This window comes from Streptomyces sp. NPDC058221 (assembly GCF_042882365.1).
GTDB lineage: Bacteria > Actinomycetota > Actinomycetes > Streptomycetales > Streptomycetaceae > Streptomyces.
In genome coordinates this window covers 66,087-79,389 of record NZ_JBHVWF010000008.1, presented here as the reverse complement: position 1 = coordinate 79,389, position 13,303 = coordinate 66,087, and the positions used below count along the sequence as shown (strand labels likewise).

At 74.3% G+C, this 13,303-nt stretch carries 13 protein-coding genes; 5 read left to right on the top strand and 8 right to left on the bottom strand.

Translation table 11 applies throughout. The features are described 5' to 3' along the window. Positions 1 to 29 precede the first annotated feature (29 nt). Both ACFVW8_RS04905 and ACFVW8_RS04900 read right to left on the bottom strand, forming a co-directional pair. Complete coding sequence (locus ACFVW8_RS04905) at positions 30 to 539, bottom strand: hypothetical protein (RefSeq protein ID WP_389686164.1); 510 nt, start codon at positions 537 to 539, stop codon at positions 30 to 32. Between the two features lie 105 nt (positions 540 to 644). Then, entirely contained in the window at positions 645 to 1,130 is a 486-nt protein-coding gene (locus tag ACFVW8_RS04900) for a peroxiredoxin (RefSeq protein ID WP_389686163.1), read from the bottom strand. A gap of 96 nt (positions 1,131 to 1,226) precedes the next feature. On the opposite strand from ACFVW8_RS04900, the gene ACFVW8_RS04895 reads away from it, so the two are divergent. After that, positions 1,227 to 1,961, top strand: a complete 735-nt coding sequence (locus ACFVW8_RS04895) for an alpha/beta hydrolase (RefSeq protein ID WP_389686162.1) — start codon at positions 1,227 to 1,229, stop codon at positions 1,959 to 1,961. A 98-nt stretch (positions 1,962 to 2,059) separates the two neighbouring features. After that, on the top strand, positions 2,060 to 3,766 hold the full coding sequence (locus ACFVW8_RS04890; RefSeq protein WP_389686161.1) for a SpoIIE family protein phosphatase: 1,707 nt from the start codon (positions 2,060 to 2,062) through the stop codon (positions 3,764 to 3,766). A 17-nt stretch (positions 3,767 to 3,783) separates the two neighbouring features. On the opposite strand, the gene ACFVW8_RS04885 is transcribed toward ACFVW8_RS04890, so the two are convergent. Continuing rightward, entirely contained in the window at positions 3,784 to 4,632 is an 849-nt protein-coding gene (locus ACFVW8_RS04885) for a GNAT family N-acetyltransferase (protein ID WP_389686160.1), read from the bottom strand. Between the two features lie 50 nt (positions 4,633 to 4,682). Then, entirely contained in the window at positions 4,683 to 6,077 is a 1,395-nt protein-coding gene (locus ACFVW8_RS04880; protein WP_389686159.1) for a hypothetical protein, read from the bottom strand. 175 nt (positions 6,078 to 6,252) lie between these two features. Here ACFVW8_RS04880 and ACFVW8_RS04875 point away from each other — a divergent pair, with 175 nt between their 5' ends. Continuing rightward, positions 6,253 to 7,557: a molybdopterin-dependent oxidoreductase gene (locus ACFVW8_RS04875; protein ID WP_389686158.1), complete on the top strand. Its 1,305-nt coding sequence runs from the start codon at positions 6,253 to 6,255 to the stop codon at positions 7,555 to 7,557. Positions 7,558 to 7,900: 343 nt separating this feature from the next. On the opposite strand, the gene ACFVW8_RS04870 is transcribed toward ACFVW8_RS04875, so the two are convergent. From ACFVW8_RS04870 to ACFVW8_RS04860, 3 genes are read right to left on the bottom strand one after another with little or no spacing between them, the layout of a single operon-like run. Beyond that, positions 7,901 to 8,710 carry a class I SAM-dependent methyltransferase gene (locus tag ACFVW8_RS04870; RefSeq protein WP_389686157.1) on the bottom strand — a complete coding sequence of 270 codons (810 nt, stop codon included), beginning with the start codon at positions 8,708 to 8,710 and terminating at the stop codon, positions 7,901 to 7,903. Then, positions 8,707 to 9,378 (bottom strand): DUF2064 domain-containing protein, encoded by a 672-nt coding sequence (locus tag ACFVW8_RS04865; protein WP_389686156.1) that lies wholly within the window; start codon positions 9,376 to 9,378, stop codon positions 8,707 to 8,709. The genes ACFVW8_RS04870 and ACFVW8_RS04865 overlap by 4 nt, the downstream gene beginning before the upstream one ends. Then, positions 9,375 to 10,088, bottom strand: a complete 714-nt coding sequence (locus ACFVW8_RS04860; protein WP_389686155.1) for a glycosyltransferase family 2 protein — start codon at positions 10,086 to 10,088, stop codon at positions 9,375 to 9,377. The genes ACFVW8_RS04865 and ACFVW8_RS04860 overlap by 4 nt, the downstream gene beginning before the upstream one ends. Positions 10,089 to 10,202: 114 nt before the next feature. On the opposite strand from ACFVW8_RS04860, the gene ACFVW8_RS04855 reads away from it, so the two are divergent. Then, positions 10,203 to 10,994 (top strand): response regulator transcription factor, encoded by a 792-nt coding sequence (locus ACFVW8_RS04855; protein ID WP_389686154.1) that lies wholly within the window; start codon positions 10,203 to 10,205, stop codon positions 10,992 to 10,994. Beyond that, entirely contained in the window at positions 10,991 to 12,097 is a 1,107-nt protein-coding gene (locus ACFVW8_RS04850) for a sensor histidine kinase (protein ID WP_389686153.1), read from the top strand. The genes ACFVW8_RS04855 and ACFVW8_RS04850 overlap by 4 nt, the downstream gene beginning before the upstream one ends. Positions 12,098 to 12,148: 51 nt before the next feature. Here the strand turns inward: ACFVW8_RS04850 and ACFVW8_RS04845 are convergent, their stop codons facing one another. Then, complete coding sequence (locus tag ACFVW8_RS04845) at positions 12,149 to 13,237, bottom strand: NAD-dependent epimerase/dehydratase family protein (protein WP_389686152.1); 1,089 nt, start codon at positions 13,235 to 13,237, stop codon at positions 12,149 to 12,151. Positions 13,238 to 13,303 lie beyond the last annotated feature (66 nt).

The window sequence follows — 13,303 nt, the reverse complement described above, 5'->3', positions numbered from 1 at the left end:
AGCGGTGATGGGCCGGCCGGCTTGCCGGCTCAGCGTTCGACGGGACGTACCGAGACCGAGGTGGTCGAGAGCGTGGCCTCGACCCAGATCTCGGTGCCGCGTTCGACCGGCGCCGGGCTCTTGGCCGACAGCTTCACGACATGACCTCCCAGCCGCAGCAGGACCTCGCCGTAGCCGCCGGCCGGGATGGCCGTGACCACGGACCCCGCCGAGCCGATGAGATCCGAGTCCTGCGGCGTGGTGCTGGTCTGGTCCCGCATCAGGGCCTGGCTGAACTTCCAGGTCAGCCAGGCCGCGACCAGTCCGGCCAGCACGCCGGCGCCGACGGCCACGACCGTACCTGCACCGGTCGTGCCGAGCACGATGGCGCCGCCGAAACCGAGCATCGAGACGAAGCCGGCGATCACCGGAAGGGAGAGCAACCCGTCGAACAGGCCGTCCAGCACACCCCCGAAGAGGCCTTCGAGTATGCCGTCGAAGATCAGGGACAGTGCGAGCAGCACGACCCCCGCAATGCCGAGACCGAGAAACAAGGTCACGTGGTCACCCCTTCCGGTCTGCGGAATCCCCCGAGCATTTCCGTCGAACTGGCTGGATGGTCCCATACATACCGTCCGGGGACACTGCCGGGTTCCGGCAATGTTCTAGGCGTTCTGGATGCCGGAGAGCCGGCCCGCCAGCGTGTCCAGGGACTGGAAGGTGGCACCGAGCAGCGCCACATGCTTCCAGCGCAGCACCCCTTCGGCGTCGATCAGGAACACCGCGCGACGCACCCCGATGCCGGGCGCGGCGACCCCGAACGCGCGGGCGGTCTCCCGGCCGGGGTCGGCCAGCAGCGGCATGCGCAGGCTGTGGGAGCGGGCGAAGGACTCGTGGCTGTCGACGTCCTGGGGGCTGATCCCCCAGACCTCCGCGTCGAGCCCCTCGAAGGTCTCCATGCCGGAGGAGTACGAGCAGAGCTGCTTGGTGCACACGGCCGTGTTGTCGCCGGGGTAGAAGGCGAGCACGACGGCCCGGCCTCGGGCGGCGGAGAGCGTGTAGTCGCGGCGTTCGAACGCGTCACCGTCCAGCGCGCCTCCCGCGAGGGTGAAGTCCTGGACGGTACTGCCGAGTTGTGGTGACGATCCCATGAAGTGTCCTTTGTCTTCCGGCGCCGCGGCGAGATGCCGCCCGTGCTTCGTACAGCATGCTCGTCAGTGGTTCGCCCATTCGCACCGGAGGTACGCATGACGCAACGACGACCGCCAGGGGCGGCCGTACTCCTGCTGCACGGCGGGCGGGAGACCGGCACCGGAGCGCCGCCGCCGGGGCCGTTCAACCTGCCCGCGGTGCGGATGCGCCCGTTCGCGCGCGCACTGGGGCGTGCGCTGCCCGGGGACGTCCTGGTGCGTGCCGTCCGGTACGGGCACCGCGGCTGGAACGGCACCCGGGCGGACCCGCTGCACGACGCCGTGCGCGCCCTGGACGCGCTGCGGGCCGAGGCGGGGGAGATCCCGGTGGTGCTGCTGGGGCACTCGATGGGCGGCCGCGCCGCGCTGCAGGCCGCCGGGCACTCGCTGGTACGCGCTGTGGTCGGTCTCGCCCCCTGGTGCCCGGACGGCGATCCGGTCGGACAGCTCGCGGACCGGGACGTCGTGCTCGTCCACGGCACGGACGACCGCGTGACCAGCCCGGCGGCCTCCGCCGCGCTCACCGCACGGGCCCGCCGGGCCGGCGCCCGCACCTGCCTGGTCAGCGTGCACGGCGGCGATCACGCGATGCTCCGGCGCGCCCCCTCCTGGCACCGGCTGGGCACCGCACTCGTCGCAGGGCTGCTGGACCGGGCCCCGCTCCCCGGGCCTGTCGCCGACGCCCTGGGGCTGCCGCCGGGGGCCCCTGCGGAGGACGGGACGGTGGATCTGGACGCGCTGCGCCCCGGCGGAGCGGCGAGCGGGGCGGCGCCCGGGGGCAACCGCCGCTGACCGGCCGCGACCGGTCTGCGGATGCGGGGGCGATGCGGGCGGCCGACGATGAAGGGCCGGGCAGTCGGGCGGTCCGCGCCCCGCCCCAGGAGGTTGCTTTGCAGGCCGATGCGTACGCCGACGATCCGCCGCCGTTCGACACCGTGGCGCTCGCTGCCGTGGTCGGCGGCACCACGGCAGCGGTGGGCGTCGTCGACACCGAGCTGCGCTATCTCTATGTGAACCCGGCCCTCGAACGGATCAACGGCATCCCGGCAGCCGAGCACCTGGGCCGTACGGTCGCCGAGGTGCTTCCCGAGATCGACGCCCGCGAGGACCTGATGCTGGCGGTGCTGGCGGACGGCCGGACGCGCGAGATCGCCTCCAGCGGCCAGACCCCCGCCGCGTCCGGTGCCCTGCGGCGCTACTGGCACGGCGCGTACCACCGGCTGGAGGTGGCCGGCCGGGTGGTGGGCGTCGCCGCCGTCCTGATGGAGGTCATGGCCTCCGACGAGGAGCAGCGGCAGCTGGCCCAGGCCCGACGCCATCTGAGCCTCCTGGACGCCGCGAACACCCGTATCGGCACCACCCTCGACATGGACACCACCTGCGCCGAGCTCGTCGACCTCGTCGTCCCCGAGCTCGCCGATCTCGCCACGGTCGAGGTCTTCCCGCGGGACGTCGCCCCGCCGGTGCGCCCCGCACCGCCCGGAGTGGTCCGGCTGCGGCGGGCGGCGGTGACGGCGGTGCCCGGGCTGCGCGGGAAGGCCGCCGGGTTCGGGGTGGCCGGCGACTACATCGACTACCAGGAGGATTCGGCCGTACCGCGCTGTCTGGCCACCAACCTGCCGGTCGTGGAGAACCTCACCGGCGACGAGCAGCTGGGCCGCCTGGCGCCCTCCCCCGAGCGGGTCGCCGCCTACCGGTCGCTCGGGATGCACTCCGCGGTCGTCGTGCCGGTCTCCGTCCGCGGCGCGCCGATCGGCGTCCTCGGCCTGGTCAGGGCGGGCGAGTCGCCGACCTTCACGGACGAGGACGTGATGGTCGCCCGGGAGCTCGCCGGACGCGCCGCCGTCGACCTCGACCACGCGCGCCGCTTCACCCACGAGCACACCATCGCCCTGGAGCTCCAGCGCTCCCTGCTCTCCGAACCGCGCCGGCCGCATCCGCACATCGAGGCCGCCACCCGCTACCTTCCGGCGGACCGCAGCGTGCTGGTCGGCGGCGACTGGTTCGACATCATCCCGCTGTCCGACGGCCGCCACCTCATGGCGATGGGCGACGTCATGGGGCACGGCGTGGAGGCCGCCGTCGCGATGAGCCACTACCGCTCGCTGCTGCGGCTGCTGGCCGACGAGAAGCTGCCACCGCACCACGTCCTGAAACAGCTCGACCGGATGGTGGAGCGGTCCGGCCTGGACCGGGCGGCGACCTGTCTGCTCGCCGTGGTCGACCGGTCCGGCGAGATGTGCCAGGTGGCGAGTGCGGGCCATCTGCCGCCGGTCTTCATCGGCCCCGGCGCGGACGGTACCTGGATCGGCGACGTACCGGCGGGACCGCCGCTCGGCACCGGCTTCGGCGGCTACCGGACGACGCAGGTGCGGTGCGCCCCCGGCACGGTGCTGTTCATGTACACCGACGGACTGGTGGAGCGGCGCGGCGAGGACATCGACGTGTCGGTGGGGCGGCTGCGGGAGCTGACCCTGCCGGCGAGCGGCGATCTGGAGGATCTGCTGGACGAGGTGCTCGACCGCTTCGGTCCGGGCGCCGAGGACGACATCGCGGTCATGACCTCGCGGTCCCGGACCGGCCCGGGCCGCGGGTAGCGGAAGGCGCGGGCGGCTCAGCCCAGTTCGAGGCTGGTGATGCCGAACAGCCCGGCGTGGTCGACGTCCGGGACCGGGCCGGTGTACATACGGGCCGTCTCGAACGACGGCGTGAGCCCGAGCTGTTCGGCGACCCGCACCGCGGCCGGGTTGACGTCCGGCACGTCCACGGCGACCGGGGCGGACGGATCGGTCGCCGCGAGCGCGCTCACCAGGGCGGTGGCCGTCTCCGGCGTGGCCGCGTACAGCGGGCCGATGCGTGCGGACGTACGGCAGGCGCGCAGCACGGCAAGCCCCTCCACCTCTCCCTCACGCAGCGCGACCAGTGCGGTGCGGCCGGGCGTGGTGGTCCAGGCCGCCAGGAAGCCGTCGCGCTCCGCCGGGAAGAACCGGCGGTCGTACGCGGTGATCCGGCCGAAGGGCAGGGTACGGGCATCCACCAGCGTGACCCCGGGCGGCGGCGGGATGTCCAACGGCACCAGGCCCTCGTGGCGCCGGTTCGTCCAGGCCGGACGGAAGCCGGACCTGCGGTAGTTGGCCTGCTGCTCCACCACCCCGTCGAGGCCGGTGTTCCGCCCCTGGAGACGGGCCGTCCCGGTGGCCCAGAGCCGGCTCCCGTAGCCCTGGCCGCGCAGCTCGGGGCGGGTGAGGTAGAAGCCGAGAAAGCCGAAGCCGGAGCCGTAGCGGATCACGGAGACGCAGGAGACGGGCGCCCCGTCGAGCCTGCCGATCAGGAAGCCGCAGGGGTCGGCGGCGAAGAAGGCCTGACCGTCGGTCAGGCCCGGGTTCCAGCCCTCCGCATGGGCCCAGTCCGCCATCATCCTGATGTCGTCCGCGCTTGCTGTGGTGATCTCGAAAGTCGGCACGGAACAACCATGACCCGGACGGGATCGCGGTTCAACGACGCCTCGCCCCGTCACCACCCGGTCCAGAGCAGATGGTTGACGAGCAGGGCGACGACGGCCTGGGCGGCCAGCCAGCCGCGGCGGCGGCCGGGCAGCAGTGCGGCGGCGGGCAGCAGCCAGAGCATGAAGGGCTGCCAGATCCGTTCCGTCTCCGCCTTGCTCATCCCGGACAGATCGGCGGCCAGCAGCGCGAGGGAGGCGGCGAGCACCAGCGGGACCAGCCGCAGGCCGGCCTCCGCCGTCCCCGTCCGCAGCGCGCGGGCCGCCCCGGGCACGGCCACCGCGGTCCGGCGCAGGCCCGCGACCGTCGCCGGTCCGACGGCGATCGCGGTGCAGGCGAGGTTGGCCCAGACCCAGTACCAGTACGGGCGGATCCCGCCCGCCGCCTGGTAGTAGCGCTCCACCAGCAGGTGGTAGGCCTCCCACCAGTTGAAGCCCGCCAGCGTGAAGACGATCGGGGCGGCCAGGGCGCCCAGCACCAGGAACGGCAGCGGCCGGGCGGTCCGGGCGAGCAGGAGGACGGTCAGGAGGAGGAGCGCGATGAGGGCCAGACCGTAACTGAGGTAGCAGGTCAGCCCGTACAGCAGCCCCGAGCCGAGCGCGGCGGCCGCGGGGCTGCGGGCCTTCCCGGTCGCGGCCACGGCGAGGAGGGCGACGGACCAGGCGGCGACGGCGGCGAAGTAGCCGTCCGCCGAGGTGCCCGCCCAGACCGCGACCGGCGCCAGGACGAGGAAGGGCGCCGCACGGCGGGCGGTGCGCTCGTCGGTCAGGGCGCGGACGGCGACCAGCACGGCCAGCGCGGCGGTGCTGCCGGTCACGATGCACCACACCCCGGCCCAGGCCCCGCCGCCGAGACCGGCACGGTCCAGCAGGACGAAGGTGAGGGTGGCCCCGGGCGGGTGCCCGGCCACATGGGCGGGCCAGTTGCCCGGCGGGCCGATCAGGATGTGGTCGTTGAAGCCGCGCAGGGCGGCGCCGATGTCGTCGAAGCGGCCGATGACCCTCAGGTACTCGTGTTTGGTGGTGAGCCGTTCGGCGATGCCCCGGCCCCAGCCGTCGATCAGCGCCAGCGAGAACACCCAGGCGAGCGAGGCGCCCCAGCAGCTCAGCAGCAGGGTGCGCCAGCGCAGCCGTGCGGCGAGGACCGGACCGTACGCGACGACGGCCACGGCGACCGCCGGCGCGGCGGCCGTACCGGGGCCGATGTGCGGATACCAGGAGGCCAGCAGCGGTGGCCAGTGCACGTACAGGACGCGGGCGTAGTCGTCGACGGACCGGCCGACGAGCGCGGCGACGGCGACCAGCAGCACGGCCGCGCCCGCGACGGCCAGGTCGGGGCGGTGGCCGGTGGGGCGGTGGTCACGGTCCGGTTCGGTGCGCTGCTCCGTGCGGTCCTCGGTCTTCACCCAGGCACGGTATGCACGCGGGAGCGGTGGTGACGTGCTCCGGCGGGGCGCGTCACCGAACCGTCAGATTCGGCCGCCGCCCGGGACCCGGCGCGCAACGCAGCCGGATGACGTCAGCGTTTCGTCAGGAGTCGTACCCACCCGGCCGCGGCACCCCGGGCTTAGCGTCGGGGACATGGGCGACAGACGTCGGTACAGACGATTCACGCTTCCCGGCCCCTCCTCCTCCGGACGGGCCGCCGCACTCCTCGGACGGACCCCCGCCGCACCCGGTTTCTGGCGCAGCCCGGTGCGGGGCGTCCGGTTCACCGCCGTGCTCGGACTCGTCCTGCTCGTCGGGCTCACCCTGCTGTTCGTGACGGGTCTGCTGTCGTACGCCGCCTACAACCCGGATCTGAACCCGGTCAACGACAAGACCCCGGACAAGGGGCTGCTCGGCTTCTACCTCTTCGCCTGGCCGACCGGACCGCACTGGCTGTACCGGCTGACGCAGGGGCTCCACGTCACCCTGGGCATCGTGCTCGTCCCCGTGCTGCTGGCGAAGCTCTGGTCGGTGGTGCCGAAGCTCTTCGCGCTGCCGCCGGCCCGGTCGGTGGGGCACGCCCTGGAGCGGCTTTCGCTGCTGCTCCTGGTGGGCGGGGCGCTGTTCGAGTTCATCACCGGGCTGCTCAACATCCAGCTGGACTACCTGTTCCCGGGCTCCTTCTACCCGTTGCACTTCTACGGGGCGTGGGTGTTCTTCGCCGCGTTCCTCGCCCATGCCGGGCTGCGGGTCCCGCAGGCCGTACGGGTGCTGCGGTCGGGCGGGCTGAGCGGGAACGTGCCGGGGGACCCGCTGGCCTCCCCCGACCCGGCCCCGCCGACGCTGTCCCGGCGCGGGGCGCTGGCGGTGGTGGGCGCCGGTTCGGCGGTCCTGCTGGTCACCTCGGCCGGCCGGAGCTTCGACGGGCCGTTGCGGCGCATCGCCCTGCTCACCCCGCACGGCGCCGCCGAACCGGGCCCGGGCCCGGGCGGCTTCCAGATCAACAAGACCGCCGCCGCCGTCGGCATCACCGCGGCCGAGACGGGGGAGGGCTGGTGGCTCACCGTCAGCGGGCCCGCCGGGGACCTGCGGTTCACCCGGGACCAGCTGCTGGCCATGGACCAGCACAGCGCCGCGCTCCCGATCGCGTGTGTGGAGGGCTGGTCCACCTCCGACCAGTGGTGGCGCGGCGTACGGCTGAAGGATCTGGCCGAGCTCGCCGGATACCCCCGCAACCCGCCCGGAGTGCTGGTGGAGTCCGTCCAGCGCAGCGGGCCGTTCCGCCGGGCGGCGCTCCGCGACAACCAGGTGCGCGACTCCCGGTCGCTGCTGGCGTTGCAGGTCAACGGCGAGGATCTGACGCCCGACCACGGATACCCGGCGCGGATCATCGTGCCGGCCGCCCCCGGGGTGCTCAACACCAAATGGGTGGCCCGGCTGACCTTCGGAGAGCTGTGAACAGGCTGAACCCCCGTGACCTCGTGCGGCGTTGGTACGGGGAGGGCCCGCTGCACCTGCTCCTGATGGCCGCCTCCTTCGCGCTGGCCGGCTATGCGGGGGTCCGGCTGCTGGCCGGGGACGCGTGGGGGGTCGTCCTGTGGTTCGTCGGCGCGGCCCTCGTGCACGACCTGGTGCTGGTGCCGGTGTACGCGACGGCGGATCTGCTGCTGCGGCGTTCGCTGGTGCCACGACAGGCGACGGGCCCGCACCCCGGACTGATCAACCACGTCCGGGTGCCGGTCCTCCTCTCCGGTCTGCTCCTGCTGTTGTGGTTCCCGCTGATCACCCGCAGGTCGACGCGTTACGAACCGGCGAGCGGGCTCTCCGTGGACGTGTTCCTGGGGAACTGGCTGCTGATCACGGCCGCGCTGTTCGCGCTGTCGGCACTCTGGCTGGTCGTCCGTACGCTCCGGCTGCGACGCAGGGACACGAAGCAGCGGCCGTCCGCCTCCCACTGATCGGCGGGATGCCAGCCGAGCGGCCGGGCGTGCCGCAGCAGCGCCGGTGTGCCGAGCCGGGCCCAGGGGAAGGGCTCGGCGGGTGCGGACCGGGGGCCGGTGGCGCGCCCGTCGTCCAGCTGGACCCTGACCCGCTCGTCGATGTCCTGCGGGGCCGTCTCGGCGATGAGCAGCCCGCCGGGGGCGAGCACGGCCGCCGTCCGGTGCAGCAGCCTGCGCGGGTCGCCGCCGATGCCGATGTTGCCGTCGACGAGCAGGACGGTGCCCCAGCGGCCCTCGCCCGGAAGGGGGTCGAAGACCGAGCGGTGCAGCGCGGAGCCGCCGAGCCGCAGGGTGCTGGCCACCGCCGCCTCGCTCACGTCGATGCCGAGCGCCCGGTGGCCGCGGGCCGCGAGCGCCGCGACCAGCCGCCCAGGACCGCACCCGATGTCCAGGACGGGCCCTTCGCAGCGGTGCAGCGCCGACTGGTCGGCGGCGTCCGCGCCCGCGCACCAGCGCTCCACGTCCAGCGGCAGCAGCCAGCCGTCCGTACGGCGCAGGAAGAGCGGACCGTGGCCGTTGCGCAGGGCGTCGGCGTACGGGTCGGTGCTCCACGAGCTGCTGTCCGGGTGCGGCCGGCTGAGCGCGTCGGACCGGGGGACCGTGCGGCTCATCGGGTCGCCGCCCGGGTCAGCCCGCGGAGCACGGCGGCGAACCGGCCGTGCGGTGCGAGGGCGGCGACGTCCATGGCGTCGGCCGCCGTGTCCACGTCCCGCAGCCTGCGCAGATCGCTCACCTTCAGCCCGGCGTCGACCAGCCTGCGGCGTTGCACCGCACCGGTCTCCGGTACGGACATCGGCACCCCGCGCAGCAGTTCCGGATCCGGCTCGGCCAGCCCCAGTGCCCAGAAGCCGCCGTCGTCGGCCGGGCCGAACCAGGCGTCGCAGCCGTCCCAGGAACCGGGGGAGAGCGCGGGTGCCAGATCGGCGGCGGTGATCTGCGGGGTGTCCATTCCGATCAGGAGCGTCGGTCCCGTGCAGGCGCCGAACGCGGCGGCGAGCCGTTCGTCGAGACCGCCCGTGCCCTGCGGCACCACCTCGATGCCCGGTGGCAGCCAGGGGCCGGGGGCCCCGTCGAGTACCACCGTCCGCCGCGCGGCCGGCAGTGTGAGGACCGTGCGCAGGGTGTCGGCGAGCGAGGCCTCGGCGAGCAGCGCGGCCTCCTCGGGGGTGAAGTGCGGCGTCAGCCGGGTCTTGACCCGGCCGGGCAGCGGCTCCTTGGCGATGACCAGCAGATGCGTCGGGCCGGCGGTCCCGGCCCCGGTACACGCGGCCGGGCTCATCGGGACGCCCCCGCCGCCACCGGCGGTTCGCCGAGCACGGCCCGCATGTCGTTCACCGCGTTCCAGGTGCCCCGCCAGGTGCCGGTGACCTTCGACTTCCCGGTGCGCGAGAGGTACGGAACGTCGGTCTCGGCGACCCGCAGTCCGGCGTCCGCGGCGCGCACCACCATCTGCAGCGGGTATCCGCTGCGCCGGTCGGTGAGGCCGAGCGCCAGCAGGTCCGCCCGGCGCGCGGCCCGCATGGGCCCGAGGTCGTGCAGCCGGAGCCCGGTACGCCGGCGCAGCAGCCGGGACAGCGCCAGATTGCCCGCACGGGCGTGCAGCGGCCAGGCGCCGACCTGTTCGGGCCGCCGCCTGCCGAGCAGCAGATCGCTCTCACCGTCAGCGATCCGCCGGACGAAGCCGGGGAGCAGCCCGGGGTCGAGGGAGCCGTCGCAGTCGCAGAAGCAGACGAAGTCCGCATCGGCGGCGAGCAGCCCGGCGTGGCAGGCGGAGCCGAAGCCGCGCCGCGGCTCGTGCACCACTGTCGCGCCGAGCGAACGGGCCAGCTCGGCCGAGCCGTCGGTGGAGCCGTTGTCGACGACGATCGCGCGCCAGCCGCGCGGGACGGCGGCGAGCACCCCGGGCAGGGCGGCAGCCTCGTCCAGGCAGGGCAGCACGATGTCGGCGCGGGGGCCGGGGTTATCGGAGGGATCGGTCACGCGGCTCACCCTACGGAGCTGAAAGCGACAATTCGGGCCGCAGATTCTTACGAAACGTGGACGTCGACCGAGTGGCGGTGTCCGGCCGCCCCGGGCGCGGGGAGCGGGTGCCATGGTGGGGCCATGCACCCCGCGAATCCAGACCGTCCGGCGCCCGAGGGACGGGGGTCAGGGGGCGAGGACCCCGGCCCCGGCCGTGTTCTCGTCGTGGACGACGACCCGACCGTCTCCGAGGTGGTCGCCGGCTACCTGACCGGCGCCGGCTACGACGTGGCCCGCGCGGCCGACGGCCCGGCCGCGCTGGAGTGCTTCGCGCGCCGCCGCCCCGACCTGGTGGTCCTGGACCTGATGCTGCCCGGCATGGACGGCTTCGAGGTCTGCCGCCGCATGCGGGAGCACGGCCGGGTGCCCGTCATCATGCTGACGGCGCGCGGCGACGAGGACGACCGCATCCTCGGCCTGGAGACGGGGGCCGACGACTACGTCACCAAGCCGTTCAGCCCCCGCGAGCTCGTCCTGCGCGTCGACTCCGTGCTGCGCCGCGCCCAGGCGCCCGCCGCACCCGCCGGCCGCCCGGCACTGCTCGAAGGCGCGGGCCTCGTCCTCGATCCGGCGGCCCGCAGCGCGACCCGGGACGGCCGGGTGCTGGCCCTCACCCTGCGCGAGTTCGACCTGCTCGCCTTCCTCCTGCGCCACCCGGGCCGGGTCTTCACCCGGGAGGAGCTGATGAGCGAGGTGTGGGGCTGGGACTTCGGCGATCTGTCGACGGTCACGGTCCATGTGCGCCGGCTGCGCGGCAAGGCCGAGTCGGACCCGGCCCGCCCGGAGCTGATCCGCACGGTCTGGGGCGTGGGCTACCGCCTGGACCTGCCGCCCGGCCCGCCGGCGGACGCACTCCCGGGAGAGCCGTCATGAAGGACATACTCCTCATCGCGCTCTTCGCGTTCCTGGGCGCGGCGGCGGCCGGGCTGCTCGGCGCGCTGGTGCTGCGGTTCTTCCGGCACCGCTCGCTCGTCGTCTCGCTGACGGTGGTCGCCGCGGTCGCCGTGACCGCGATGCTCGCCGGGACGCTGGCCGTCGCCTGGGCGATGTTCCTGTCGCCGCACGACCTCTCCGTCGTCACCACCGTCGTCGCCATGGCCGCCGTCGTCTCGCTCGTCACCGCGATGCTGCTCGGGCGCTGGGTCGCGGCGCGCAGCCGCGATCTGACGCTCGCCGCCCGCTCCTTCGGCGACGGCGGCACCTTCGCGGCGCCCGCGGCCCCGGCCACCGCCGAACTCGCCGCCCTCACCCGTGAACTGGCCGCCACCAGTGCCAAGCTGGACAGTTCGCGCGAGCGCGAGCGCGCCCTGGAGACCTCGCGGCGTGAGCTCGTCGCCTGGATCTCGCACGATCTGCGCACCCCGCTCGCCGGACTGCGGGCCATGTCGGAGGCGCTGGAGGACGGCATGGCCGTCGACTCGCGGCGCTATCTGCGGCAGATACGCACCGAGGTGGAGCGGATGAACGACATGGTCGGCGACCTCTTCGAGCTCTCCCGCATCCACGCCGGTTCGCTGACCCTCAGCCCCACCCGGATCTCCGTGTACGACCTGGTGGGCGACGCGCTCGCCGGCGCCGACCCGCTGGCCCGCGAGCACGGTGTCCGCCTGGTCGGCGACCGGATCGAGCCGGTGCCGGTGGAGGTCGACGGCAAGGAGATGAGCCGGGTGCTCGGCAACCTGCTGATCAACGCGATCCGCCGCACCCCCGCCGACGGCACCGTGGCGGTGGCCGCGCACCGCACGGGCGGCGGTGTGGTCCTGTCGGTGACCGACGGCTGCGGCGGCATCCCGGAGGAGGACCTCGCGAGGGTCTTCGACACCGGATGGCGCGGCAGCCACGCCCGGACGCCCCCGGCGGGGGCCGGCCTCGGACTCGCCATCGTGCGCGGGATCGTGGAGGCGCACGAGGGACGGGCCGAGGTCCGCAACGTCACCGGCGGCTGCTGCGTGGAGGTGACGCAGCCGGTGGGGTGACCTCGAAGCAGCAGCCGCCGGGCCGAGCCTCCCGGCTGCGTGGGCGAGGCCTCAGAGCGCCGGGCTCGTGGACATCTCCCGCAGCGGGGCCGCCGCGAACTCCGTCATCCCCTCGTCGAAGCCCACCGCGGGCTTCCAGCCCAGCTCGTCGCGGAGCCGCCGGGAGTCCGCCGTGACATGGCGTACGTCCCCGAGCCGGTACTCGCCGGTGACCTCCGGGTCCGGGCCGCCGTGGGCCGACGCCAGGGCCGCGGCCATCTCGCCGATGGTGTGCGGTTCCCCGCTCCCGGTGTTGTACGCGGTGAAGCTTCCCGGAGCGCGTCCGGCGACCGCCTCCAGTGCCACCGCGTTGGCGGCGGCCACGTCCCGCACATGGACGAAGTCGCGCCGCTGGGCGCCGTCCTCGAAGACCCGCGGCGACTCGCCCCGGGCCAGGGACGAGCGGAAGAAGGAGGCGACCCCGGCGTACGGGGTGTCGCGCGGCATCCCCGGCCCGTACACGTTGTGGTAGCGCAGCGACAGCGCCCGGCCGCCCGTGGCACGCGCCCAGGACGAGGCGAGATGTTCCTGGGCGAGCTTGGTCGTCGCGTACACGTTGCGCGGGTCCACGGGTGCGTCCTCGGTGACGAGCCCCGGGGTCAGCTCCGTACCGCAGGACGGGCAGAGCGGCTCGAAGCGGCCCGCGGCCAGATCGGCCCGTGCCCTCGGCCCCGGGCGGACCGGTCCGTGGCTCCGGCAGTCGTAGCGGCCCTCCCCGTAGACCACCATCGAACCGGCGAGCACCAGGCTCCGCACCCCGGCGTCGGCCGCGGCGGCGAGCAGTACGGCGGTTCCGAGGTCGTTGCAGCCGACGTACAGCGGGGCGTCCGCGAAGTCCTTGCCCAGGCCGACCATCGCCGCCTGGTGGCACACCGCGTCGACACCGCGCAGCGCACCGTCCACGGCCTCCCGGTCGCGCACGTCCGCCACGATCAGCCGGCTGCCGGCCGGGCGGTCCGTCCCTCCGCCGCGCGCCGAACCCCCGCCGTGTGCCGAGGGAAGCAGGGCGTCGAGCACCACCGCCTCGTGCCCGGCCGATGTGAGGGCCCGGACGATCTCCGACCCGATGAACCCGGCTCCGCCGGTGACCAGTACGCGCATGACCGCCACGCTAGGGGGCCCCGGCGGGCGGGCACGGTTGCGCGGACGGCACGTCACGGGACCGTA

Coding starts and splice junctions, on each gene's coding strand:
- ACFVW8_RS04845 (WP_389686152.1), bottom strand. CDS start 13,237: ATGCGCGTACTGGTCACCGGCGGAGCCGGGTTCATCGGGTCGGAGATC.
- ACFVW8_RS04850 (WP_389686153.1), top strand. CDS start 10,991: ATGAAGGACATACTCCTCATCGCGCTCTTCGCGTTCCTGGGCGCGGCG.
- ACFVW8_RS04895 (WP_389686162.1), top strand. CDS start 1,227: ATGACGCAACGACGACCGCCAGGGGCGGCCGTACTCCTGCTGCACGGC.
- ACFVW8_RS04855 (WP_389686154.1), top strand. CDS start 10,203: ATGCACCCCGCGAATCCAGACCGTCCGGCGCCCGAGGGACGGGGGTCA.
- ACFVW8_RS04870 (WP_389686157.1), bottom strand. CDS start 8,710: ATGAGCCGCACGGTCCCCCGGTCCGACGCGCTCAGCCGGCCGCACCCG.
- ACFVW8_RS04875 (WP_389686158.1), top strand. CDS start 6,253: ATGGGCGACAGACGTCGGTACAGACGATTCACGCTTCCCGGCCCCTCC.
- ACFVW8_RS04900 (WP_389686163.1), bottom strand. CDS start 1,130: ATGGGATCGTCACCACAACTCGGCAGTACCGTCCAGGACTTCACCCTC.
- ACFVW8_RS04865 (WP_389686156.1), bottom strand. CDS start 9,378: ATGAGCCCGGCCGCGTGTACCGGGGCCGGGACCGCCGGCCCGACGCAT.